Origin of the sequence: Curtobacterium sp. MCBA15_007 (assembly GCF_001864905.1) — a bacterium.
Classification (GTDB): Bacteria; Actinomycetota; Actinomycetes; order Actinomycetales; family Microbacteriaceae; genus Curtobacterium; species Curtobacterium poinsettiae.
This window is the reverse complement of sequence record NZ_MJGM01000012.1, coordinates 1-23,157: the sequence shown is the minus strand read 5'-3', so window position 1 is coordinate 23,157 and position 23,157 is coordinate 1. Positions and strand designations below refer to the sequence as shown.

Annotated in this window: 18 protein-coding genes and 1 other RNA gene; 15 read left to right on the top strand and 4 right to left on the bottom strand. The window is 71.1% G+C overall.

Going from position 1 to position 23,157, the window contains the following annotated elements; genetic code table 11:
• The first annotated feature begins 1,017 nt into the window (after positions 1-1,017).
• From BIU95_RS06700 to BIU95_RS18585, 8 genes are all read left to right on the top strand, one after another.
• Positions 1,018-2,226 (top strand): multidrug effflux MFS transporter, encoded by a 1,209-nt coding sequence (locus tag BIU95_RS06700; RefSeq protein WP_254783297.1) that lies wholly within the window; start codon positions 1,018-1,020, stop codon positions 2,224-2,226.
• Between the two features lie 59 nt (positions 2,227-2,285).
• Complete coding sequence (locus BIU95_RS06695) at positions 2,286-2,621, top strand: STAS domain-containing protein (protein WP_017886068.1); 336 nt, start codon at positions 2,286-2,288, stop codon at positions 2,619-2,621.
• Entirely contained in the window at positions 2,621-3,034 is a 414-nt protein-coding gene (locus tag BIU95_RS06690) for an ATP-binding protein (protein ID WP_017886069.1), read from the top strand. The genes BIU95_RS06695 and BIU95_RS06690 overlap by 1 nt, the downstream gene beginning before the upstream one ends.
• A gap of 124 nt (positions 3,035-3,158) precedes the next feature.
• Positions 3,159-4,142, top strand: a complete 984-nt coding sequence (locus tag BIU95_RS06685; protein ID WP_071251079.1) for an AraC family transcriptional regulator — start codon at positions 3,159-3,161, stop codon at positions 4,140-4,142.
• Positions 4,143-4,206: 64 nt separating this feature from the next.
• Positions 4,207-4,821, top strand: coding sequence for an alpha/beta hydrolase (locus BIU95_RS06680; protein WP_071251077.1), 615 nt, complete (start codon positions 4,207-4,209; stop codon positions 4,819-4,821).
• A gap of 107 nt (positions 4,822-4,928) precedes the next feature.
• Positions 4,929-6,029, top strand: a complete 1,101-nt coding sequence (locus tag BIU95_RS06675) for a hypothetical protein (RefSeq protein WP_071251074.1) — start codon at positions 4,929-4,931, stop codon at positions 6,027-6,029.
• 180 nt (positions 6,030-6,209) lie between these two features.
• The gene (locus tag BIU95_RS06670) at positions 6,210-7,055 is read left to right on the top strand and encodes a Nif3-like dinuclear metal center hexameric protein (RefSeq protein ID WP_071251072.1); all 846 of its coding nucleotides are present in this window, start codon (positions 6,210-6,212) and stop codon (positions 7,053-7,055) included.
• 2 nt (positions 7,056-7,057) lie between these two features.
• The gene (locus tag BIU95_RS18585; protein ID WP_017886073.1) at positions 7,058-7,792 is read left to right on the top strand and encodes a zinc ribbon domain-containing protein; all 735 of its coding nucleotides are present in this window, start codon (positions 7,058-7,060) and stop codon (positions 7,790-7,792) included.
• Positions 7,793-8,164: 372 nt separating this feature from the next.
• On the opposite strand, the gene rnpB is transcribed toward BIU95_RS18585, so the two are convergent.
• The 3 genes from rnpB to map all read right to left on the bottom strand — a co-directional run bounded on the left by rnpB (position 8,165) and on the right by map (position 10,353).
• Positions 8,165-8,525: RNase P RNA component class A (gene rnpB, locus BIU95_RS06660), an RNA gene on the bottom strand.
• Between the two features lie 173 nt (positions 8,526-8,698).
• A complete protein-coding gene (gene ppgK, locus BIU95_RS06655; RefSeq protein WP_042537019.1) occupies positions 8,699-9,448 on the bottom strand; it encodes a polyphosphate--glucose phosphotransferase in 750 nt (249 codons plus the stop codon).
• Positions 9,449-9,489: 41 nt separating this feature from the next.
• Positions 9,490-10,353 carry a type I methionyl aminopeptidase gene (map, locus tag BIU95_RS06650; RefSeq protein ID WP_042537238.1) on the bottom strand — a complete coding sequence of 288 codons (864 nt, stop codon included), beginning with the start codon at positions 10,351-10,353 and terminating at the stop codon, positions 9,490-9,492.
• Between the two features lie 149 nt (positions 10,354-10,502).
• On the opposite strand from map, the gene BIU95_RS06645 reads away from it, so the two are divergent.
• The 6 genes from BIU95_RS06645 (at position 10,503) to BIU95_RS06620 (ending at position 20,261) form a co-directional block, all read left to right on the top strand.
• Positions 10,503-10,682, top strand: a complete 180-nt coding sequence (locus BIU95_RS06645; protein ID WP_017886076.1) for an SPOR domain-containing protein — start codon at positions 10,503-10,505, stop codon at positions 10,680-10,682.
• 125 nt (positions 10,683-10,807) lie between these two features.
• Positions 10,808-12,145, top strand: coding sequence for a type I glutamate--ammonia ligase (glnA, locus tag BIU95_RS06640; RefSeq protein WP_071251070.1), 1,338 nt, complete (start codon positions 10,808-10,810; stop codon positions 12,143-12,145).
• 36 nt (positions 12,146-12,181) lie between these two features.
• On the top strand, positions 12,182-15,133 hold the full coding sequence (locus BIU95_RS06635; RefSeq protein WP_071251068.1) for a bifunctional [glutamine synthetase] adenylyltransferase/[glutamine synthetase]-adenylyl-L-tyrosine phosphorylase: 2,952 nt from the start codon (positions 12,182-12,184) through the stop codon (positions 15,131-15,133).
• Between the two features lie 502 nt (positions 15,134-15,635).
• The gene (locus tag BIU95_RS06630) at positions 15,636-17,282 is read left to right on the top strand and encodes a glycosyltransferase family 2 protein (RefSeq protein WP_071251066.1); all 1,647 of its coding nucleotides are present in this window, start codon (positions 15,636-15,638) and stop codon (positions 17,280-17,282) included.
• Positions 17,275-18,837, top strand: coding sequence for a glycosyl hydrolase (locus BIU95_RS06625; protein ID WP_042537023.1), 1,563 nt, complete (start codon positions 17,275-17,277; stop codon positions 18,835-18,837). The genes BIU95_RS06630 and BIU95_RS06625 overlap by 8 nt, the downstream gene beginning before the upstream one ends.
• Positions 18,834-20,261, top strand: coding sequence for a UDP-glucose/GDP-mannose dehydrogenase family protein (locus tag BIU95_RS06620; RefSeq protein WP_017886081.1), 1,428 nt, complete (start codon positions 18,834-18,836; stop codon positions 20,259-20,261). The genes BIU95_RS06625 and BIU95_RS06620 overlap by 4 nt, the downstream gene beginning before the upstream one ends.
• 339 nt (positions 20,262-20,600) lie before the next feature.
• On the opposite strand, the gene glnA (BIU95_RS06615) is transcribed toward BIU95_RS06620, so the two are convergent.
• Positions 20,601-22,025, bottom strand: a complete 1,425-nt coding sequence (glnA, locus tag BIU95_RS06615; protein ID WP_017886082.1) for a type I glutamate--ammonia ligase — start codon at positions 22,023-22,025, stop codon at positions 20,601-20,603.
• A 142-nt stretch (positions 22,026-22,167) separates the two neighbouring features.
• Here glnA (BIU95_RS06615) and BIU95_RS06610 point away from each other — a divergent pair, with 142 nt between their 5' ends.
• The gene (locus tag BIU95_RS06610) at positions 22,168-22,623 is read left to right on the top strand and encodes an RDD family protein (RefSeq protein ID WP_017886083.1); all 456 of its coding nucleotides are present in this window, start codon (positions 22,168-22,170) and stop codon (positions 22,621-22,623) included.
• The last annotated feature ends 534 nt before the right edge of the window (positions 22,624-23,157 follow it).

The window sequence follows — 23,157 nt, the reverse complement described above, 5'->3', positions numbered from 1 at the left end:
CACGGACAGGAGGCCCGGTGCCAGCTGGCACCGGGCCTCCTGTCCGTCTCCGCGCACGTCCCGAGCCGCGCCCCCGAGCGGCCACGAAGTGTCGGCCGCGCGGTCGCCGCGCGACGGCTCCCGACCGCTCGGCGTCTCGCACGGCTGCCCTCGCCGAGGGGTCACGACACGTCGGGTGGACCCGGCCGAATGGTCACGACGCGTCGGTTGCGCCGTCGCCGGGCGACGGAACGTGACCGCTCGGCGGACGTGAGCGGGGTGTCGTGACCGCTGGAGCTTCGCGCCGCTGCCCTCGCCGAGGGGTCGCGACACGTCGGGTGGACCCGGCCGAGTGGTCACGAAGCGTCGGCTGCGCCGTCGCCGAGCGACGGAGCGCGACCGCTCGGCGGACGTGAGCGGGGTGTCGTGACCGCTGGAGCTTCGCGCCGCTGCCCTCGCCGAGGGGTCGCGACACGTCGGGTGGACCCGGCCGAGTGGTCACGAAGCGTCGGCCGCGCGGTCGCCGGGCGACGAAACGCGACCACTCGGCGGACGTGAGCGGGGTGTCGTGACCGCTGGAGCTTCGCGCCGCTGCCCTCGCCGAGGGGTCGCGACACGTCGGGTGGACCCGGCCGAGTGGCCACGACACGTCGTCTGCGCCGTCGCCGGGCGACGAAACGCGACCACTCGGCGGACGTGAGCGGGGTGTCGTGACCGCTCGCGCTTCGCGCCGCTGCCCTCGCCGAGGGGTCGCGACACGTCGGGTGGACCCGGCCGAGTGGCCACGACACGTCGTCTGCGCCGTCGCCGGGCGACGAAACGCGACCACTCGGCGGACGTGAGCGGGGTGTCGTGACCGCTCGCGGCGGCGGACGGGAGGCCCGTGGCGGGCCGGCACCGGGCCTCCCGTCCGTCCGCGCGCACGTCGCGGGCCCGCGATCCGTGAGCAGCAACGGTCGCCTCCGGCACCGCGACCCGACAGTTGCTGCTCACGAAGTGCCCTGTCGAATCGATTCGGGGACGCGTAGCGTGTCCGAGGTGACGACGGAGCGCATGCCGAGACCGACGACGACCGTGCTGCCCCCGATCGTGCCGCTGGCGCTCATCGTCGGGGTCTCGCCGTTCGCGACCGACATGTACATCCCGGCGCTCCCGGCCATCGCGCGGGACCTCGAGACGACCCCCGGCGCCGTGCAGCTGTCGCTCACGGCGTTCCTCGTCGCGTTCGCGGTGGGTCAGCTGCTGGTCGGCCCGGTGAGCGACGGGATCGGTCGTCGGCCGATGCTCGTCGCCGGGACCGCCCTGTTCGCCCTGGCGTCGGTCGGCTGCGCACTCGCCCCGGACGTCGTGACGCTGGTGGTGGCCCGCGTGGCGCAGGGACTCGCCGGTGCGGCCGGTGCTGTCGCGGGGCGGGCGATGGTGTCCGACGTGACGAGCGGTACCCGGATGGCGAAGGTGTTCGGCACCCTCGCGGCCATCAACGCGATCGGCCCCGTGGTCGCCCCGCTGGCCGGGGGAGCGGTGCTGACGATCGGCACGTGGCGGCTCATGTTCGTCGTGCTGGCGGTGCTCGGTGCCGTGTTCTTCGTGGCCGTGGTGCTGCGCTTCCGCGAGACCCTGCCGCCCGAGCGTCGCGGTGGCGTCGGGTTCGCCGCGAACGGGCGGCGCATCCGCGAACTCCTGGCGATCCCGCGCTTCCGGGCGTACGTGTTGAGCGGCGTGCTGTCGACGGTCGGGTTCTTCGCGTACATCGCGACGAGCTCGTTCGTGTTCCAGTCGGAGTACGGGCTCTCCGAAGGGCTGTACACGCTCGTCTTCGCCACGAACGCGTCGATGATGATCATCACCACGCTGCTGTTCGGCCGGCTCGTCGGGCGGGTCACCGAGGATGCCCTGCTGACCCTGGGCCTGGTCGTCGGGACCCTCGGTGCCACGGCCGTGGTGGTGTCGGCGCTCCTCGACCTCGGGCCGGTGCCGGTGTGGTGCGCACTCGCGGCCGTGACGGCCGCGTGGGGCTTCGTCCTGCCGGCTGCGATGACCCGGACGCAGCACGTCGGCTCGGCACACCCGGGCACCGCGGCCGCGCTGCAGGGTGGGCTGACCTTCGGCATCGGTGGCCTCGGCACCCCGCTCGCCGGCGCCCTCGGCGGGACCGCGCTGGCCATGGGCGGGGTCATGGCGGCGCTGATGGCTGCGGCCGTCGTGGTGCAGGTGACGGCGACGCGGCGAAACCGGTCCCACACCTGAGGGTCTGAGCCGGTAGGTTGCTGGTTGCAAGGCGCACCGATCTGAGGAGACCCACCGAGATGGACATCGTCGTACACGAGGCGGAGACCGACACCGCCGTGCTGGAGTGCAGTGGCCGGCTCAACATGGTCTCCGCACCCACGTTCCGCGAGACCGTCGCCCAGATCGTCGGCAACGGGCGGTCGCGGCTCGTCGTCGAGCTCTCCGGGGTCGAGTTCATGGACTCCTCCGGCCTCGGCGCACTGGTCGGCAGCCTGAAGACCGCGCGACAGGCCGGCGGCGACCTCCGCATCGCGGCACCGTCGGAACAGGTGCAGATGGTGCTCAAGCTCTCCAACATCGACAAGATCCTGCGGACGTACCCCGACGGGGACGCCGCGGTGACCGACTGGTGATGACCGCCCCCGTCGCCGAGCACATGCTCGCACTGGCGTGCCCGCCGGACGACGTGTCCGCCGTGCACGAGTTCCTGGCGGGCGTGTGGCAGCACGAGCCGACCGTCTCCGCCGAGGACCGCATGGCCCTCGAGCTCGCACTCGTCGAACTCACCTCGAACGTCATCGAGCACGGCGCGCGTGCGGACGGTGTCTCGTGCGAACTCCGGCTCCAGGTCGGCAACGAGCGTGTCCAGGCGCTGCTCTCCGACGACGGGGTCGCCGCCACCGTGGACCCCGATGCCGCCGTGCTGCCGGACGACTTCGCCGAGGGTGGCCGCGGGCTGGCCCTCGTCCGCATGGTCGTCGACGACCTGCGGTACGAGCGCGTCGCGGACCGGAACCGCTGGACGGTCCTGCGGTCGCGGCACTGACCAGGGCCAGGACCAGCACCAGCAGCCGGACCGCTCATCCGCACAGCGCACTGCGCGGGCCGCAAACCGCAATGACGCGGAGACGATTGACGCGTTTCCCGGACACCGTGTCACGATTCGCGCGATGACTGTCGACCCTGATCCCCGGATCCGGTTCGAGACGTCCGGCGCCGGACTCGACGCGGCCGTGCAACTGTACGAAGAGGCCTACGAGAGTTCGGGGTTCTCGGCGTCCCGGACCGGTCGTCCGTTCGCGTACCGGTTCCAGGTCGTGGGCGACGACGCGATGACCTTCCGCTCCACCCGGTTCGACGGGCGGATGCGCGGCGAGGTCGAGGTCCCCGACGAGTACGTCGTGATGTGGACCTCGGACGGTGGCGGCCGCGTGGACGTCGGTCGGCAGGAGGTCGACTTCGCACCGGGGACGCCCCGGGTGTTCCCGTCGCGACGCCCCTTCGTGTTCGACCTGCAGGACGTCCGGCAGAGCCTGGTTCAGTTCGACCGCACGTACCTCGAAGGCCTCGCCGCCGAGGTGCACGGCACCCGGCCAGGCCCCCTGGTGTTCGACCACACCGCGGCGCCCCGGCCCCAGGACCTCCGCGCGTGGAACGCCCAGGTGCAGCGCGCGGCAGCCGTGGTGCTCGGTCAGGCGCCACTCACCGGCCTCGCCCTCGCCGAGACGGTGCGCGAGACTGCGCTGGCCTTCCTCGACACGTTCCCGCACGAGTCCATCGCCCCCGACGTCACACTGCCGCAGGGTGCAACCGGGCGCGTCCGCGAGGCCGTCGAGTTCATGCACGCCTTCGCACACACCCCGATCACGACGACCGACGTCGCCGAGCACGTCGGACTGAGCGTCCGGGGGTTGCAGCAGGCCTTCCAGCGGCAGGTCGGCACGGCACCGAACGCCATGCTCCGGGGCATCCGCCTGGACCGCGTGCACGAGGAGCTCCGACGCGGGGCGGCCGGTGACCTGACGGTGGCGAGCGTGGCACTGCGCTGGGGCTTCGCGCACCTCGGCCGGTTCTCGGCGGCGTACGCTGCGCGCTTCGGACAGTACCCGCGTGACACGCTGCAGCAGCCGCGGGGAGCGGTGCCGCACGCCTGACCGGGGCAGGACGCCCCGCGTCACACTCCGGCTCGGTGCGTCGCCGGTTCGCTACGCTGCCCGGATGAGCGGACCGCGACCGTGGGTGGTCATCCCGGGCATCTGGAACTCGGACCCCGACCACTGGCAGTCCGTCTGGGAGCGCAACCGGCAGCACGACGAGCGCGAGCGGCACGACCAGCGTGATCAGCAGACCCGCCGCGCCGTCCGCATCGCCCCCGACTCGTGGAGCGCCCCCGTCGCGGACGACTGGCGCGCCGCGATCTCGACGGCCGTCGCCGCGTGCAGCGAACCCCCGGTGCTCGTCGCCCACAGCCTCGGCGTCCTGGCCGCGGCCGACTGGCTCGCCACCACGACGACCGCACCCGCCCTGGTCGCCGGTGCCTTCCTGGTCGCACCGCCCGATCCGCTCGGCGACGCGTTCCCCGCCGAGGCATCGGGCTTCGCGCCGCCGCGTCGGGTGCCCCCGGAACAGCAGGTTCCGACGCACCTGGTCGTGAGCGACGACGACCCCTACTGCGGTGCGTCCCGTGCCCTCGAGTTCGCCGCCGCGATGCGCGCAGACGTCGTTCGTGTGGGTGCCCTGGGGCACGTGAACGTCGCCAGCGGTGTCGGCGGCTGGCCTGCCGGCCGGGAGCTGCTGCGGGCCTTCGAGGACGGCCTCCGACGGACGCGGTGACGGCGGGCCGCGACACGCCGCTCACTTCCGAGCCGATATGGCAGGCGGTGCAGCGACACACCGCGGATGTCCCGCATTTCGCCCCGCGCGATATTTATCCTTCGGACATGGAGACCCAGTCCGGCGCACGCACCCCGCTCGTGGACCCGTTCGGCCGCGAGCTCGAGGAGTGGCTCCGCGACGCCCCGGCCACCCGCGCGCCGTACGTGCCGGACCTCGTCGTCCCGCCGGTCACCGGCCCCGTGCAGCGCCCCGGCTTCGTCGCGGACAGCACGACCACCACCGACGAGACGCTGGCTGCCGTCGCCGTCACCGCACCGGTCGACGCGACGACCGACTCGGCTCCCGTCGCGGCCCCGGCCTTCCGCCGCGACCGTGCCCGCCACGCCGCCGTCTGCGCCCCGTCGTTCCCCGAGCCGCCGGAGCGCCTGGCCCTGCGCATCGAGGACCTGGCCGTCGAGGTCTCGCGGTCCACGGGTCGCAGCACCATCGACCGCATCGTCCTGCTCGAGGACGAGGTCCGCCGCCGTGACGAGGACCTCGCGCGCCTCGCCGCGTGGGAGGCCACCGTCGCCGGCTCCGACGACCCCGAGGTGACGGCCGCCCGCGCCTTCGCCCACACCGTCTTCTCCGACCTGCTCGCCGACGCCGCCGCTGAGGCGGACCGCCGCGACCGTGCCGCAGCCCGTCGCGCAGCGACCGCGCCGGTGGCGCTCGTGACCCGGCCCGCGCGCCTCCCGGCGCGCGCAGCGCAGGACGCAACAGCAGCACACGACGCAACTGCAGCACAGGACGCGACCGCACCACAGGACGCGACCACAGCGCAGGACTCGACACCCACCCGGGGACCCGCCCCGGTCGTGGAACTCGTCGTCCCGGAACGCGACGAACCCGTCCGACCGGTGCTGGGCCTCCCGGCCGTGTCGCCGGTGTCCGCGTCCACGCGACCCACCCCGCTCGTCCTGCCCGCCACGGGCCCGACGGTCATCGACCGCGCGGCCTTCGCCGCCGCCCTCACGGCGCACCAGGGCACCACCGCGAGCACGCCGGTCGTCCTACCGGACGCCGTCGCCGCACCCGTCGTCCCGGCTCCGGCTCCGGCTCCGGTCGCGGACGCCGCCGACGCGGCGGTCACCACGACGCCGGGCCCGGCCGGCTGGTGGACGCGACTCGTCGAGCGTCTGCTCGGCCTGCTCGGTCGTCGCTGACCGTCCTCGGTCCGGCCCTCGTCCGGTCGCACCGGCTCCGGTTGCACCGGCTCCGGTCGCACCGGATCCGGCTGTACTGCCTCCGGTTGCACCCTCTCTGGTCGCGCCGCCTGGAGGCCCGGATCACCTCACACGGTCCGGCTGCCCGTGGCGGTGCGGTCGCCTCGGTAGACTGACGGGATGCCGACGCTCCGCGAACTCCAGGCCGTGATCGAGGACCTGTGGCCCGCCGCCGGTGCCGAGTCGTGGGATGCCGTCGGGCTCGTCGCGGGTGACCCGGACGCCACCGTCGAGCACGTGCACCTCGTCGTCGACGCGGTCCCCGCCACCGCCCTTGAAGCCGTGGAGCTCGGCGCCGGGCTCCTCCTGACGCACCACCCGCTGCTGCTCCGCGGGGTGACGACGATCGCCGAGTCCACCTACAAGGGCAGCGTCCTCGCGACCCTCGTGCGCGGCGGCAGCGCCCTGCTCGCGGCGCACACCAACGCCGATGTCGTGACGACCGGCACCTCGGCCGTCCTGGCAGACCGCCTCGGGCTGACCGCGCAGCGCCCGCTCGACGCCGGAGCCGACCCCGACACCGGCATCGGTCGCGTCGGTGTCCTGCCCGCGGGAACCACCCTCGGCGCGCTCGCCCGGAAGCTCGTCGACCTGCTGCCGCCCACCGCGACCGGGGTCCGCGTCTCCGGCGACTTCGACCAGCCCGTCCACACCGTGGCGCTCTGCGCCGGTGCCGGCGACTCCCTGCTCGGGCATCCGGCGGTCCTGGACGCCGACGTCTACATCACGAGCGACCTCCGGCACCACCCGGCGTCCGAGTTCCGCGAACAGGCACTGCTCGGCGGCGGACCCGCGCTCATCGACACCTCACACTGGGCCACCGAGTGGCTCTGGCTCGACGTCGCGGCAGAGCAGCTCCGCGCCCACGCCGGGGTCCGCGTCACCGTGAGCGACCTCCGTACCGACCCGTGGGACTTCGCCGTCCTGCCGGCCGCCGAACCCACCACCCCCACAGAAGGAGCCTGACCATGAAGGCAGCACCCGAGGACCAGGTCATCCTCCTCGACGTCCAGCGTCTCGACAACGACGTCACCCGCATCGCGCACCGCATCACATCGCTGCAGAAGGGCGACCGGCTGACCGAGCTGAGCAAGCAGGCCGCGGGCCTCCGCAGCGAACTCGTCGCCGCCACCGGCGAGGTCGAGGACGCCGAGCGCGACCTCGCCCGTCTGGAGTCCGACACCGCGGTCGCGCAGGCCCGTGTCGAGCGCGACACCACGATGCTGCAGAACGTCGCGAACGCGAAGGACGCCGCCGGACTGCAGAGCGAGCTCGACTCGCTGCAGCGGCGCATCGGGGGCCTCGAGACCGCCGAGCTCGAGATCATGGAGAACCTCGACGGGCTCCGTGCCCGGGTCGGCGACATCGAGGGCAAGCTCGCCGAGGTGGAGTCCGCTCGCAGCGGTCTGGTCGCCGAGCGCGACGCCGAGATCGCCCGGCTGACCGCCGACCGCGAGTCCGCCGAGCAGGCCCGCGCCGACGTCGCCGCGAAGGTGCCGGCCGAGCTGCTCGCCCTGTACGACCGGCAGCGTGCTCGCTACGGCTTCGGCGCCTCGCTGCTGCAGGGTGGCGTGTCGACGGCCTCGGGCGTGGCGCTCAACAACTCCGACCTGCAGACCATCCGCCGGGCTGCGCCCGACGACGTGGTGCTGTGCCCCGACAGCGACGCGATCCTGGTGCGGACGGCCGAGTCCGGGCTGTAGACGCGAGCGACGTCCGGAGCGGAGGCGCGGTGCCGGCTGGTGCCGCGCCTCCGCTCCGTCGTGGGCCGGTCGCAACGCGTCGCCTGCGGCGGTGCCGGTCGACGGCAGGTGGCCAATCGGCGAACCTGAGCGGGGAGTCGTGACCGCGCGCGCCGCCCGGCGGGAGGCTCGTGGTTGCGCCGCGCCGCGCCTCCGGTCCGTCGTGGGCTGGTCGCAACGCGTCGCTCGCGTTGCGCCGACTGGTCACAAAGTGTCGGCTGCGGCGGTGCCGGCCGACGGTTGGTGACCACGCGGCGAACCTGAGCGGGGAGTCGTGACCGCGCGCGCCGAGCGCGCCGAGCGCGCGCCGGCCAACACGGCACCGAGAAGGGGCGAATGGGCCGGCCGTACGCCGGGTTCTGTCCCGCCGCTTGCGCGGCGGTGACGGCCATCTCTCTCGGACCGACGTTGCCGTCGGCCTCCAGCGGTCTACCCGAGGACTCGGCGAGCAGCCTCAACGTCCTCTGTCTGACCTTGCTCCGGGCGAGGTTTACCGAGCGGATCCGGTCACCCGGACCCCTGGTGGTCTCTTACACCACCGTTTCACCCTTACCGACGTTGCCGCCGGCGGTCTGCTTTCTGTGGCACTGTCTCGCGGATTGCTCCGGGTGGGTGTTACCCACCGCCCTGCTCTGTGGAGCCCGGACGTTCCTCGGCGCTCCCGGGGGAGCGACGCGACCGTCTCACCGACCCATTCGCTGGTGCGAGTCTACCCGGGTCCGCGGCGCCCGTCGCGGCGCCCGACGCCGCCCGACGCAGGACGTGCGCGCGACCTGCGCGCGTCGCTGATGAGAACGGGCGTCCCTGGTCGGAAGTTCGGACCGGGTACGCCCGTTTCGACCAGGTACGCCCGCGACGGGCCCAGCGCTACCGACTCCGCGCGGCCAGGGTCGCGGCGCCGATGATGCCGGCGTTGTTGCGGAGCGTCGCGGGGATGATGTCCGCCTGCAGGTCGAGCAGCGGGAGGAACTCCTCGTACTGCTTCGAGACCCCGCCGCCGACGACGAAGAGCTCGGGGGAGAGCAGCGCTTCGAGCGTCGAGTAGTACTTCTGCAGGCGCTTCGCCCAGTGCTTCCACGACAGGTCGTCGCGCTCCTTGGCGGCGAACGAGGCGCGGGACTCGGCGTCGTGCCCCTCGATCTCCAGGTGGCCGAACTCGGAGTTGACGATGAGCACGCCGTCGTTGATGAGCGCGGTGCCGATGCCGGTGCCGAGCGTCGTCACGATGACCAGGCCGTCCTTGCCCTTGGCCGCACCGAACTGCTGCTCGGCGAACCCGGCGGCGTCGGCGTCGTTGACGAAGTGGATGGAGCGGCCGAGTTCCTTCTCGAACAGCGCCTCGGCCTCGAAGCCGATCCACTTCTTCGACACGTTCGCGGCGGACATCGTCTTGCCGTCCCGCACGATCGCCGGGAAGCAGACCCCGACGGGGACGTCGTCACCGGGGGCGAGCTCACCGATGATCTCCTTGACCACCGCCGTGATGTCCTGGGGCTTCCCACCCTCGGGCGTGGCCTTCTTGATGCGGTCCGTGGTGAGGGCGCCGGACGCGACGTCGACGATCGCGCCCTTGATGCCCGTACCACCGATGTCGACGCCGACTGCGAGGGAGGTCATGAGGTTGTCGTGCCTTTCGGTTGCCTGCCGGAGGTGTCCGGTCAGGAGACGGTGAGGAGCTCCGCGCCGCGTTCGGTGACGACGAGGGTGTGCTCGAACTGCGCGGTCCACGACTTGTCGCGGGTCGACACGGTCCAGCCGTCGGACCAGATGTCGGCTTCGATGCCGCCGAGTGTGAGCATGGGCTCGATGGTGAACACCATGCCGGGTTCGATCACCGTGTCGTACTGCGGTGCGTCGTGGTGGGGGATGATCAGGCCGGAGTGGAAGGCCCGACCGACGCCGTGTCCGGTGTAGTCGCGGACGACGCCGTAGCCGAAGCGCTTCGCGTACGCCTCGATCGCGCGGCCGATCACGTTGACCTGGCGACCGGGGGCGACGGCCTTGATGCCGCGCTCGAGGGCGAGGCGCGTGCGGGTCACGAGGTCCTCGACCTCCTGCGACGCCTGGCCGACGACGAACGTCCGGTTCGTGTCGCCGTGCATGCCGTCCTTGTAGGCGGTGATGTCGATGTTGACGAGGTCGCCCTCCTGCAGGACGGTGTCGTCGGGGATGCCGTGGCAGATGACCTCGTTGAGGCTCGAGCAGAGCGACTTCGGGTAGCCGCGGTACCCGAGCGTGGAGGGGTAGGCACCGTGTGCGACGACGAACTCGTGCCCGATGCGGTCGAGCTCGTCGGTGGTCACGCCGGGGCGGATCGCCTGCCCGACGGCGTCGATGGCCTGCGACGCGATGCGTCCGGCGACCCGGATGCGCTCGACCTCGTCGGGCGTGTAGGTGTCACCGAGGCCGTGCTCGTGCGGCTCGACCTTCCCGACGTACTCCGGACGCTCGATGTCCTTCGGGACGGCGCGGTGCGGGGAGATCCGGCCGGCGGTCAGGTGTCCGTGTTCGTCCCGGGGCATGGCGACCACTCTAGCCGCGGCGCGACGCGCCGAGCGCAACGGCTGCACGGTGCGGCCTGGCTGGGTGGACGCGACCTCCTGGAGGCCCGGTGCCGGTCCGCCGGACCGGCACCGGGCCTCCAGGGGGTCAGGTGGGTACGGTGGGCGGCATGAGCGACGAACGCATCGAGTCCCAGTGGTGGTTCAACGACAAGACCGGCCAGGTCGAGCAGGGTCCCCAGTCGCCGCAGCGCGACCGGATCGGCCCGTTCGAGTCGCGCGAGGAGGCGCAGCACGCGCTCGACCGCATCGCCGCGAACAACGAGAAGTGGGACGCCGAGGACCGCTGAGCACCGCGGTCGGCGGCCTGTCGGCACCCTGGTGACGGCGCGTCGCACGGCCCCGCGCACACCGCCGGACCACTAGCCTGGGACGAGGCCCGCCAGCGGCCACCCGATACACGGAAAGGTCGTGCATGGACAAGCAGACGGACTTCGTGCTCCGCACCATCGAGGAGCGCGGGATCAAGTTCATCCGACTCTGGTTCACGGACGTCATCGGGACGCTGAAGTCGGTGGCGATCGCCCCGGCCGAGGTCGAGGGCGCGTTCGCCGAGGGCATCGGGTTCGACGGCTCCGCGATCGAGGGCCTCACCCGTTCGTACGAGGCCGACGTCCTGGCACACCCGGACCCCTCGACGTTCCAGATCCTGCCGTGGCGCGGCGAGATCGATCCCACCGCGCGGATGTTCTGCGACATCACGACGCCGGACGGGCAGCCCGCCGTGGCCGACCCCCGCAACGTGCTGAAGCGCACCCTGGCGCGGGCGAGCGACCGCGGGTTCACGTTCTACACGCACCCCGAGATCGAGTTCTACCTGCTGAAGAGCCGCGAGTGGAAGGACGGCGGCCCGCAGCCCGTCGACCAGGCCGGCTACTTCGACAACGTCCCCGGTGGCAGCGCGCACGACTTCCGCCGTCGGTCCGTCCGCATGCTCGAGGACCTCGGCATCTCGGTCGAGTTCTCGCACCACGAGGCCGGCCCCGGGCAGAACGAGATCGACCTCCGCTACGCCGACGCACTGACGATGGCGGACAACATCATGACGTTCCGCACCGTGGTGAAGGAAGTGGCGATCGAGCAGGGCGTCTACGCGACGTTCATGCCGAAGCCGATCTCCGGCCAGCCCGGCTCCGGCATGCACACCCACGTCTCGCTGTTCGAGGGCGACCAGAACGCCTTCTACGAGGCGGGCGGCCAGTACCAGCTGTCGCAGACGGCCAAGCACTTCATCGCCGGTGTGCTGAAGCACGCGCCGGAGATCACCGCGGTGACGAACCAGTTCGTCAACTCGTACAAGCGGCTCTGGGGCGGCGACGAGGCCCCCTCCTTCGTGACCTGGGGACACAACAACCGTTCGGCCCTGGTGCGCGTGCCGCTCTACAAGCCGAACAAGGGCCAGTCCGCACGCATCGAGTACCGCGGCATCGACTCGGCGGCGAACCCGTACCTGGCGTACTCGCTGCTGCTCGCCGCCGGCCTCAAGGGCATCGAGGAGGAGTACGAGCTCCCCGCCGAGGCCGAGCACGACGTCTGGAGCCTCAGCGACTCGGAGCGGAAGGCTCTCGGGTACAGCCAGCTGCCGTCGAGCCTCGACCACGCCCTGAGCCTCATGGAGGACTCCGAGCTGGTCGCCGAGACCCTCGGCGAGCAGGTGTTCAACTTCGTGCTGCTCAACAAGCGGCAGGAGTGGAAGCGCTACCGCGACCAGGTCACCCCGTTCGAGCTCGACACCAACCTCGGCGCGCTCTAGAACCGAGCGCCCTGACCCCTCGGGAGCACGTTCCACATGACCGGTCGGACGACGACGTCACGTTCGGAGCTGGCCCGTCTGGGGTTCGCCGAGCTGTCGGAGAGCCTGGAGCGCGCTGCCGACCTGGAGGCCCGGTTCGGCCCCGACGTGCCCCTGCCGGTCGCGGCGTCTTCCGCGCTCTGGGGCGGCACCGCTGATCCCGACGGCGCCCTGCGGATGCTCGAGCGGCTGCTCGAGCGGGCACCGGACGAACTGCGCACCGTCCTGACGGACGACGCAGCGACCGAGCGCCTGATCCACCTGCTCGGCGCGTCGATCGGCCTCGGGGAGTTCCTGCACCGACGGCCCGCCGAACTCGACCTGCTGCTCGAGCCGGTCGCCGAACCGTGGTCGCAGGAGCGGTACACGGCGTCGCTGACCGAGGCGGTCGACGGCGCCACGGGTGAGGACGCCCGGATGCGCCTGCGCGTGCGCTACCGCCGGCACCTGGCCCAGATCGCGCTGTTCGACGTGCTGCACGACGTGCCGACCGATGCGTTCCCCGCCGTGGCGGCGGGCCTCGCCGACCTGGCCGGCGCCACCCTCGACGCCGCCGTCGACATCGCCCGGCGCGAGGTGCCGTTCCCCGCGGCCGACGTCGCGGCGACCCCGCTCGCGGTGATCGCGATGGGCAAGGCCGGTGCGCGCGAACTCAACTACGTCAGCGACGTCGACGTCATCTTCGTCACCGAGTCGACCGACGACATCGCCGTCGACCGCGCCGTGCTCGTCTCCACGCGCATCGCGATCGCCGCCATGCACGCGATCACCGACCTCGCCGCCGAACCCGCCCTGTGGGAGGTCGACGCGAACCTGCGCCCCGAGGGCAAGGACGGAGCACTCGTCCGCACCCTCGACTCGCACGTGGCGTACTACGAGCGCTGGGCGAAGGGGTGGGAGTTCCAGGCGCTGCTGAAGGCCCGTCCGATCGCTGGCTCCGCCGACCTGGGTGCCCGCTACGCCGAGGCCGTCGCGTCGTTCGTGTGGAACTCCGCGACCCGGCCGGGGTTCGTCGAGTCGGTGCAGCGGATGCGCGAGCGGGTGACGGAGCACATCCCGGACGCCGACGTCGACCGGCAGCTCAAGCTCGGCCCCGGCGGCCTGCGTGACGTCGAGTTCACGGTGCAGCTCCTGCAGCTCGTGCACGGCCGCGACGACCCGTCCGTCCGGGTCCGGTCGACGCTCGAGGCCATGGACGCCCTGACCGACGCCGGGTACGTCGGCCGTGCCGAGGCCGCGCGGTTCGGGCCGGACTACGCCCTGCTCCGCGTGCTCGAACACCGGATCCAGCTCCGCCGCCTGCAGCGGACGCACCTGATGCCCTCCGACGAGGAGGAGCTGCGGGTGCTCGCCCGGTCGAGCGGTGTCGCGGCATCGGCGCCGGCGCTCGAGGCCCGCTGGCGTGCCGTGAAGCTCGAGGTCCGTGGGCTGCACGAGCGCCTGTTCTACCGTCCGCTGCTGTCTGCCGTGGCTTCGACCGAGGACGAGATCGTCCTGACCAACGACCAGGTCGTCGACCGCCTGGCAGGCGTCGGTTTCGTCGATCCCACCGGCGCGGTCGGTCACATCCGCGCACTCACCCAGGGCACGAGCCGGCGTGCGGCGATCCAGCGGAACCTGCTCCCGGTGCTCCTGCGGTGGATGGCCGAGGGGCCGGCACCGGACCGCGCCCTGCTCGCCTTCCGGCGGCTGAGCGACGGCCTGGGGGAGTCGAGCTGGTTCCTCCGGATGCTGCGGGACTCCTCCGGTGCCGCGCACTCGCTCACCACCGTGCTGTCCGAGTCGGCGTTCCTGTCCGGGCTGCTCGAGCGGTTCCCCGAGGCCGTGGCCTGGCTCGACGAACCCGAGGCGCTGCTGCGTCCACGACCGATGGACTCGCTGCTCGCCGAGATGACCGCGACCACCGCCCGGCACGGCAACGACGTCGACGGCGCCGCGGCCCTGCTGCGGTCGGCCCGCCGCCGCGAGACCCTGCGGCTCGGCATGGCCGCCGTCCTCGGCTCGCTCGACGTCGACGGTCTCGGCCCGGCCCTGACCGACGTCACCGAGGCCACCCTCGCCGGAGCCCTCGCACTCGCCCGCCGCGACGCCCCCGAGGGCTTCGAGTTCGGCATCATCGCGATGGGCCGGTACGGCGGACGGGAGCTCGGCTTCGGGTCCGACGCCGACGTGCTGTACGTGTACCGGGCACCCGACCTGGCACCCGAGGTCGCGTCCCGGACCGCCCAGACGATCGTGCGCGAGCTCAACCGGCTCACCGAGGACACGATCCACCCGCTCGACCTGGACATCGACCTGCGGCCCGAGGGCAAGAACGGCCCCGTCGTACGGACCCTCGAGTCGTACGGCGCCTACTACGCCCGCTGGTCGCTCACGTGGGAGGCCCAGGCGCTCCTCCGCGCACGGGGCGCCGTCGGCGACGCGCAGCTCCTCCGCGACTTCGAGCACCTCGCCGACCGCACCCGGTACCCGGAACAGATCGACGACCACCAGGTGCGCGAGGTCCGCCGCATCAAGGCCCGGGTGGAGTCCGAGCGGCTGCCCCGCGGCGCGGACCCGGCCAGGCACCTCAAGCTCGGGCGCGGGTCGCTCAGCGACGTGGAGTGGTTCGTGCAACTCCTGCAGCTGCAGCACGCGCTCGAGATCCCCTCGCTCCGGACGACGTCCACGCTCGAGGCCCTCGACGCCGCGGTCGACGCCGGACTGGTCGGAGCCGAGGACGGCGAGCGGCTCGGAGCCGCCTGGCGTTTCGCGTCGCGCACCCGCAGCGCTCTCGTGCTGTGGTCGGGGAAGACCACCGACGTCCTGCCCGTCGATCGCGTCCAGCTCGAGGGTGTCGCTCGTCTGATGGAGTACCCGCCGGGCTCCGCGAGCCGTCTCGAGGACGACTACCTCGGCATCACGCGGCGAGCCCGACAGGTGTTCGAGCGCGAGTTCTACGGCGCCTGACCCGCCCGCGACACGCCCGGATGTCTTCTGACGGACCCGACCTGAGCACCCGTCGAAGGTGAATTCTCCGCGTCGCGCTGCGTCCCCCGACGACCCGTCCTTCGTACCCCTGCCCGGAGTGCTGTCGGAGCCGTTACCGGGCCGTGACCGAACTCCCACCGGACCGCCAGGGGACCTTTTCCGACGTCCCCCGACACGCCCGGTGACCTCCTGCTGACCTGGGCTTTCCGTCGGATTCGGCCCGTGCCTCCAGGCCGCACCTGTTGCCCATCCGGACGACGGTCGTCGGAACAGTGGTCCGCAGGAGTGCTGTCAGCACGACGGGGGACTGCTCCGACCGGCCGAGAGGGGGACCGGTGTGTACCCCGTAACACGCCCGTAACGCCCCCGGACGGGGGTCGCGTTGCGGCGGCCCCCAGGTTCTGCATCAATGGCATCACCCGAACCGCCCTGATTCCCCGATGAAGCGGAATCTCCACCTCGAACGTTGAAGCAGGGATCAGTGTTCACCTTCATTCTGCAGATCAGGCAGATGGTCGAAGGCCACCCCGAGTTCTACCTGTTCGCCGTGTACTCCGCGGTGATCTGGTTGCTCTGGTTGCTCAAGGTCGTCATCTCCGCCCGCTACCGCCCCTTCACCGGCACCTTCGTCGGTACCACCAGCGTCGTCGTCCCCGTCGTGGACGAACCGCTCGACCTGTTCCGTGACGTCATCGGCCGCATGGTCGAACAGCGGCCCGGCGAGATCATCGTCGTCATCAACGGAGCCCGCAACGAGGCGCTCGAAGAGGTCTGCGACGAGTTCGCCCCGCTCGTCCGCTGGACCCACACGCCCATCCCGGGCAAGCGGAACGCCGTCAAGGTCGGCACCGAGATGTCCAACGGCGACATCACCGTGCTGGTCGACTCCGACACCGTCTGGACGCCCGGCGCGCTCGAGGAACTCCTCCGGCCGTTCGCCGACGAGTCCGTCGGCGGTGTGACGACCCGGCAGCGCATCCTCGAGCCGGAGCGCAGCTGGATCACCCGCTGGGCCGACTGGCTCGAGAACTCGCGGGCGCTCTACTCGATGCCGGCACAGAGTGTCCTCGGGCAGATCGGCTGCCTGCCCGGGCGCACCATCGCGTTCCGCCGGAGCATCCTCATGCGGGTCATGGACCGGTTCATGCACGAGAAGTTCATGGGCGTGTTCCTCGAGGTCTCCGACGACCGCACGCTGACGAACCTCACGCTCAAGGAGGGGTACCGCACCGTCTACCAGTACACGTCGCTGGTCTACACGGACGCCCCGCTGCAGGTGAAGAAGCTGTTCAAGCAGCAGCTCCGCTGGGCACGTGGATCGCAGTACAACACGCTGCGGATGCTGCCGTGGATGCTCGGCCACGCCCCGATCCTGGCGGCGTTCTTCATCACCGACATCATCCTGCCGTTCATGCTCTTCGGCGTGATCGCGGGCTGGGTCTACCGCGCCTTCACCGGCCAGGGCGAGAACCTGTACCAGGGCATCCTGTCGCAGTACGGCTTCTCGACCGGCTTCGTCTACGTCGCGGCGCTCATGGTGATCTCGAGCGTGCTGAGCATGGCCATCCGCCAGATGCGGCACCTGTCCGAGAAGCCGAGCGACTTCTTCCGCCTGCCGATGTTCATCATCGTGTCGACGTTCTTCCTCATGCCGATCCGGCTCATCGGCTTCTTCCGCCTGGCGCACGCGTCCGGCTGGGGGACCCGTGCCGGCGCCTACGCCGGTGGTCCGATGCAAGAGGAGCCTGTGGACGCCGCCCAGCCGCTCTCGTCCACCACGCAGGTGCCGGTCAGCCCGATCGACGCGGAACGTGCCCGGATGGCCGGGGCGGGCGCAGGTCCGTCCGGTTCGGGCTCGGGCTCGGGTTCGCCGTCCCCGCTCGAGACCGTCGACCAGGTGGCCGTCGACCGTGCGTTCGACGAGCTCTTCGGCGCCGACGCGGCGACCAACTCCACCACCACCGTGCTCGCCACCCGTCGCGAGGCCGCAGCCGCGGTCGCGCAGCAGGAGGCCCAGCGAGCAGCTGCGCCGGCTCCCGCCCGAGCCCGCCGCTACAACCCGTACGCAGCGATCCCGTACGTGATCGGCATCGCGATCTTCGCCCTGGAGGCGTTCCTCATTGTCTGACTTCATCCGTTCCTCGAGTGCTTGGTGGGCGCAGTCCAGCAAGCACGCCCGCCGGACGGCCATCGGCACGACGGCCATCGTGCTCGCCCTCGGCCTCATCACCTGGTCGGTGTGGATCTCGCCCTCCGGCCCCGTCTCCACCGCCGTGCACCAGGCGCTCGGCGTCGAGGCGCCGAAGGCCAAGAAGGTGTCCGCCGCCGAGCTGCAGACGCAGCTCGATGCCGCCCAGGAGCGCATCTGGTCGCTCGAGGGCAAGCTCGACTCCCGCACGGCCCAGGCCGGGTCGCGCGGTGACCAGATCACGGAGCTCAAGGCGCAGATCGCGTCGCTCCAGTCCCAGCTCGGTGCCGCGAAGAGCTCGGGAGGCACGTCCAAGGTCGACGCCGCGGGTTCCGGCAACAACGGGTCGGGCTCCGGCGGATCCGGCGCGGGTTCCGCCGGCGGGTCCGGGTCGGGTCCGTCCGACAACGGGTCCGGCAGCGGTTCCGGATCCGGCAACGGATCCGGCTCGGGCAGCGGGTCCAAGCCGAACCCCGGCCCCTCGACCGATCCGGGGGCCACCCCGGTCGTGACGCCGACGAAGGCCGAGATCCTCGGGCAGCAGTCGCGCTGGTACGGCCTCTACACCGCGCAGTCGCCGTTCAACTGGGCCGAGTACGACGAGGTCTCCCAGCAGGTCGGCACCGCGTCGAACATGACCGGCTTCTTCCAGGGCTTCGACCAGGAGTTCAACGCCACCGCGGTGCAGCGCTCCTGGGCCAACGGCCGCGTGCCCCTGATGACGTGGGAGACGGTGCCGGCGCAGACCAGCAACGACCAGAAGTACGTCCCCGGGTACACCAACGAGGACATCTCCGGCGGATCGTTCGACGCCTACCTGACGAAGTACGCCAAGGCGCTGAAGGCCAACGGGCAGCCGATGGTCATCCGTCTCGACCACGAGATGAACGGCTCCTGGTACAACTGGTCCGAGGGTGACGCGCAGAAGAACCCGGCCGGCTCCTACGTCAAGATGTGGCAGCACGTGCACGACGTCTTCCAGGCGAACGGTGCGAACAAGTACGTCATCTGGGACTGGTCCCCGAGCCGCATCGACAAGCTCGGCAACCCGAAGTACCAGACGCTCGACTACATGCGGCAGTACTACCCGGGCTCGGACTACGTGGACTGGGTCGGCATGAGCGGCTACTACCGCGACGCCGACGAGCAGCCGTCCTTCGCGAACACGTTCGGAGCGACGCTCGCGCAGCTCCGCCAGATCGCGCCGGGCAAGGGCATCATGCTCAACGAGATCGGGGCGACCGAGACCGGCACCAGCGTCGCGAACCCGCAGAAGACGCAGTGGATCGACTCGCTCTTCGACGCGCTGGCAGACCCCGCCAACAAGGACATCGTCGGCTTCGCGTACTTCAGCGAGACGGCGACCACGATCATCGACGGCAAGCGCACCACGAACGACTGGCGTCTCAACTCCCGCGCCGATTCCCTCAAGGCCTTCGCCGAGGGCATCAAGCGCAACGACATCGACTACGACCTGCAGGAGGTCACGCAATGAGCGAGTCCAAGAAGTCGACCGCATCGGCCGACACCCGTCCCGCACCCGTCATCAGCGTCATCGGCACCGGCTACCTCGGTGCCACCCACGCAGCCGCCATGGCCGAGATGGGCTTCGAGACGATCGGTGTCGACATCGACCCGTCGAAGCTCGCCGCGCTGTCCGCCGGCGAGGTCCCGTTCTTCGAGCCCGGGCTCCCCGAGCTCATCACGAAGCACGTCGCCAGCGGCAAGCTCCGCTTCACCGCCGACATCGCCTCGGCCGTCGCCGCCGCGGACGTCCACTTCGTCTGCGTCGGCACCCCGCAGAAGGCCGGATCGCACGCCGCGAACCTGGCCTACGTCGAGAGCGCCACCCGCGGTGTCGCCGAGAACCTCACCCACCCCGGGCTCATCGTCGGCAAGTCGACGGTCCCGGTCGGCACGGCATCGCGGCTCCGCGGCATCGTCCGCGAGTTCACGCCCGCCGGCATCGACGCGGAACTCATCTGGAACCCCGAGTTCCTGCGCGAGGGCAAGGCCGTCGAGGACACGCTGCACCCGGACCGCCTGGTCTGGGGCGGCGCGTCCGAGGCTGCCGACGCCGTGATCCGCGAGGTCTACGCCGCACCCATCAACGAGGGCACCCCGGTCATCACCACCGACCTCGCCACCGCGGAGCTCGTCAAGGTCAGCGCGAACGCGTTCCTCGCCACGAAGATCTCGTTCATCAACGCGATCTCCGAGATGTGCGCCATCACGGGCGCCGACGTCTCCACGCTCGCCGACGCCCTGGGCCACGACGCCCGCATCGGCCGGAAGTTCCTGAACGCCGGTCTCGGCTTCGGCGGTGGCTGCCTGCCGAAGGACATCCGGGCCCTCATGTACCGCGCCAACGAGATCGGCGCCGGACAGGTCGTCGGGCTCATGCAGCAGGTCGACGAGATCAACATGGGGCAGCGCCAGCGGGTCATCGACATGGCGATCGACTCGGCCGGGGGGTCGGTGCTGAACCGTCGCGTGGCCGTCATCGGCGCCGCGTTCAAGCCCCTGACCGACGACGTCCGCGACTCCCCGGCGCTCAACGTCGCCGCGGCGCTGCACCTCCGCGGCGCCCAGGTGACGCTCTGGGACCCCGAGGCGATGGAGCCCGCGAAGCGCTCGTTCCCGACGCTGAGCTACGCCGAGTCGATGACGGACGCGATCGAGGGCGCCGACGTCGTCCTCGTGCTCACCGAGTGGGACGACATCATCACCGCCGACCCGGTCGCCCTCGGTGACCTCGTCGGCCGCCGCGTCGTCATCGACGCGCGCAACTGCCTCCCGGTCGCCGACTGGGTCAAAGCGGGGTGGACCGTCCGTTCCCTGGGACGTCCCACGCCGGTCACGGGTGCACCCGTGAGCGTCGCAGCGGGGACGAACGACGCGTTGGCCACGAGCCGCTAGTCACCGTTCGCGAGACGGGGTCCGTGCCGGGCGGCTCGGGCCCCGTTCCCGTGCGCCCGGGGCCTGGTCTGTCCGGGCGTCCATGGTCGGAAGTTTCCTCCAGGGACGCCCGATTCCGCTTCCCAGTCCAGCTGGGATGGGAAGGAACGTGCGTCGCGACCAGCCTGGAGGCCCGGTGCCCGCCCGCCGGACCGGCACCGGGCCTCCAGGCGGTCGCGTCCGCACCCCGCGCCGAAGCGACACATTCCTGCGGATGGTTCGCGGCACACTGTCGCTGTCGCGGCACAGAGGAAGGGCCCCGCACCTGACGGTGCGGGGCCCTTCCTGTGTCAGCGAGACTCAGACGCCGAAGTACAGCTCGTACTCGAACGGGTGCGGGCGCTGGGCCAGCGGGAGGATCTCGTTCTCACGCTTGTAGTCGATCCAGGTCTGGATGAGGTCCTCGGTGAAGACGTTGCCCTTCGTGAGGAACTCGTGGTCGGCCTCGAGCGCGTCGAGCGCCTCGTCGAGGGACCCGGGGACCTGGGGGATGCCCTTTGCCTCTTCCGGCGGGAGCTCGTACAGGTCCTTGTCGACCGGCTCGTGCGGCTCGATGCGGTTCTGGATGCCATCGAGGCCCGCCATCAGCTGCGCGGCGAAGGCGAGGTACGGGTTGCCGGAGGCGTCGGGCGCACGGAACTCGATGCGCTTGGCCTTCGGGTTCGTGCCCGTGATCGGGATGCGGATCGCCGCCGAGCGGTTGCCGGCCGAGTAGACCAGGTTGACCGGGGCCTCGAAGCCCTTGACCAGACGGTGGTACGAGTTGATCGACGGGTTGGTGAAGGCGAGCAGCGCCGGGGCGTGCTTCAGGATGCCGCCGATGTACCAGCGGGCGAGGTCCGACAGACCGCCGTAGCCGTTCTCGTCGTAGAACAGCGGCTTGCCGTCCGACCAGAGCGACTGGTGGGTGTGCATGCCCGAACCGTTGTCGCCGAAGAGCGGCTTCGGCATGAAGGTGGCGACCTTGCCCCACTGGTCGGCCGTGTTCTTGACGATGTACTTGAACTTCAGGATGTCGTCCGCGGCGTGGACCATCGTGTCGAACTTGTAGTTGATCTCCTGCTGACCGCCGGTGCCCACCTCGTGGTGCGAACGCTCGAGCTCGAAGCCCGCGTCGATCAGCTTGAGGGTGATGTCGTCGCGCAGGTCGGCGGTCTTGTCGACCGGCGACACGGGGAAGTAGCCGCCCTTGTAGGGGGTCTTGTTGGCGAGGTTGCCGCCCTCTTCGTCACGACCGGTGTTCCAGGCGCCCTCTTCGGAGTCGACCGCGTAGAACGACTCGTTCTGCGTGACCGAGTAGCGGACGTCGTCGAAGATGTAGAACTCGGCCTCGGGGGCGAAGAACGCGGTGTCCGCGATGCCCGTCGACGCGAGGTACTTCTCGGCCTTCTTCGCCACCTGGCGCGGGTCGCGGCCGTAGATCTCGCCGTTCCGCGGGTTGTAGATGTCGAAGATCATGATGAGCGTGCGCTCGGCGCGGAACTGGTCGACGTACGCCGTGGTGACATCGGGGATCAGCTGCATGTCGGACTCGTGGATCGACGCGAAGCCGCGGATGGAGGAGCCGTCGAACAGCTGGCCGACCGAGAAGAAGTCCTCGTCGACGGTGGATGCCGGGATGTTGAAGTGCTGCTGCACACCGGGCAGGTCCGTGAAGCGGATGTCGAGGAACTTGACGTCGGTGTCCTTGATGAAGGCCAGGACCTCGGAGGAATCGCTGAACATGGGGCCGATCTCCAATGGGTTGGGTGATGTCGGAGGCACCGGTCAAGGCACCCTCCGACGAGGCTATTGACACGGGGTTTCCCGGACATGACTGGTTTGTTTCGGGCGTGTTACGCCCAGGTGGTCGCCTACGCTGGGGACCATGGCCCGCAGCACCTCCAGTCCGTCCGCGCCCTCCGAGCACCCGGACGGGTGGCCGGGCAAGGACCTCGGGCTGCCGGAGGAGGGGCCCCGCAGCGTCGGGCGCATCGGCCGCCGCGTCGTGGCGCTCCTGATCGACGGCGCCCTGGCTGACCTCGTCGCCTACGTCACCGGCGTGTGGTCACCGGTGAACGGGTCGGGCGACATCGCACACACCTGGATCCAGCTCGCGATCTTCGCCGTCCTGCAGATCCTGTTCATCTGCCTGCTGTCCGGCTCGTTCGGGCACATCTGCGTCGGCCTGCGGGTCGTCCCGATGCGTGGGGGCTACGTCGGGGTGTGGCGGCCCGTCGTCCGCACCGTGCTGCTCTGCCTGGTGGTGCCGGCGCTCATCATCGACCGTGACAGCCGCGGAGCGCACGACCGCATCGCCGGGACGGTGCTCGTCCGACGCTGATCGCGTCTGCCGCGGGTGCCGCGGGTGCCGCGGGCGCCGCGGGTGCCGCGGGTGTGCGGCGCGAGGGCCGTGGCTGTCCGCACGGTGCGAGGTCGATCGTCCGGAGCGAGGCTGCCTACTCCGTGCGCGACCCGTCCCCTCGCACCGAGTAGGCAAGCTCGCACGGTGCGAGATTGCGCCGGGCCTCCACCGCAGGCCCTCGCACGGTGCGAGTTTGTACGCCGGCCTTCGCACGGTGCGAGGTTGCGCGCCTGGCCTCCGCCGCCGGACGTCGCACCGTGCGAGGTTGCTCAGCTGACGGGAGGTTCCCTGCTCCGTGCGCGGCCGAAGACCCGCACCGAGCTGGCAACCTCGCACGGTTCAGCGAAGGTCGCACCGTGCGGACCCGTGCGGACCCGCGCGGACCCATGCGGACCCGTGCGGACCCATGCGGACCCGCGCGGACCCGCGCGAACGCCGCAGCCCGCACCCGCCGTCACCCCACGTCCACACGAAGACGCCCCCGACCAGGATCGGTCGGGGGCGTCTTCGTGT

Excerpts from the sequence above, each read along its gene's own strand:
- BIU95_RS06695 (WP_017886068.1), top strand. The coding sequence starts at position 2,286 with ATGGACATCGTCGTACACGAGGCGGAGACCGACACCGCCGTGCTGGAG.
- BIU95_RS06690 (WP_017886069.1), top strand. The coding sequence starts at position 2,621 with ATGACCGCCCCCGTCGCCGAGCACATGCTCGCACTGGCGTGCCCGCCG.
- BIU95_RS06685 (WP_071251079.1), top strand. The coding sequence starts at position 3,159 with ATGACTGTCGACCCTGATCCCCGGATCCGGTTCGAGACGTCCGGCGCC.
- BIU95_RS06680 (WP_071251077.1), top strand. The coding sequence starts at position 4,207 with ATGAGCGGACCGCGACCGTGGGTGGTCATCCCGGGCATCTGGAACTCG.
- BIU95_RS06675 (WP_071251074.1), top strand. The coding sequence starts at position 4,929 with ATGGAGACCCAGTCCGGCGCACGCACCCCGCTCGTGGACCCGTTCGGC.
- BIU95_RS06670 (WP_071251072.1), top strand. The coding sequence starts at position 6,210 with ATGCCGACGCTCCGCGAACTCCAGGCCGTGATCGAGGACCTGTGGCCC.
- BIU95_RS18585 (WP_017886073.1), top strand. The coding sequence starts at position 7,058 with ATGAAGGCAGCACCCGAGGACCAGGTCATCCTCCTCGACGTCCAGCGT.
- ppgK (WP_042537019.1), bottom strand. The coding sequence starts at position 9,448 with ATGACCTCCCTCGCAGTCGGCGTCGACATCGGTGGTACGGGCATCAAG.
- map (WP_042537238.1), bottom strand. The coding sequence starts at position 10,353 with ATGCCCCGGGACGAACACGGACACCTGACCGCCGGCCGGATCTCCCCG.
- BIU95_RS06645 (WP_017886076.1), top strand. The coding sequence starts at position 10,503 with ATGAGCGACGAACGCATCGAGTCCCAGTGGTGGTTCAACGACAAGACC.
- glnA (WP_071251070.1), top strand. The coding sequence starts at position 10,808 with ATGGACAAGCAGACGGACTTCGTGCTCCGCACCATCGAGGAGCGCGGG.
- BIU95_RS06635 (WP_071251068.1), top strand. The coding sequence starts at position 12,182 with ATGACCGGTCGGACGACGACGTCACGTTCGGAGCTGGCCCGTCTGGGG.
- BIU95_RS06620 (WP_017886081.1), top strand. The coding sequence starts at position 18,834 with ATGAGCGAGTCCAAGAAGTCGACCGCATCGGCCGACACCCGTCCCGCA.
- glnA (WP_017886082.1), bottom strand. The coding sequence starts at position 22,025 with ATGTTCAGCGATTCCTCCGAGGTCCTGGCCTTCATCAAGGACACCGAC.
- BIU95_RS06610 (WP_017886083.1), top strand. The coding sequence starts at position 22,168 with ATGGCCCGCAGCACCTCCAGTCCGTCCGCGCCCTCCGAGCACCCGGAC.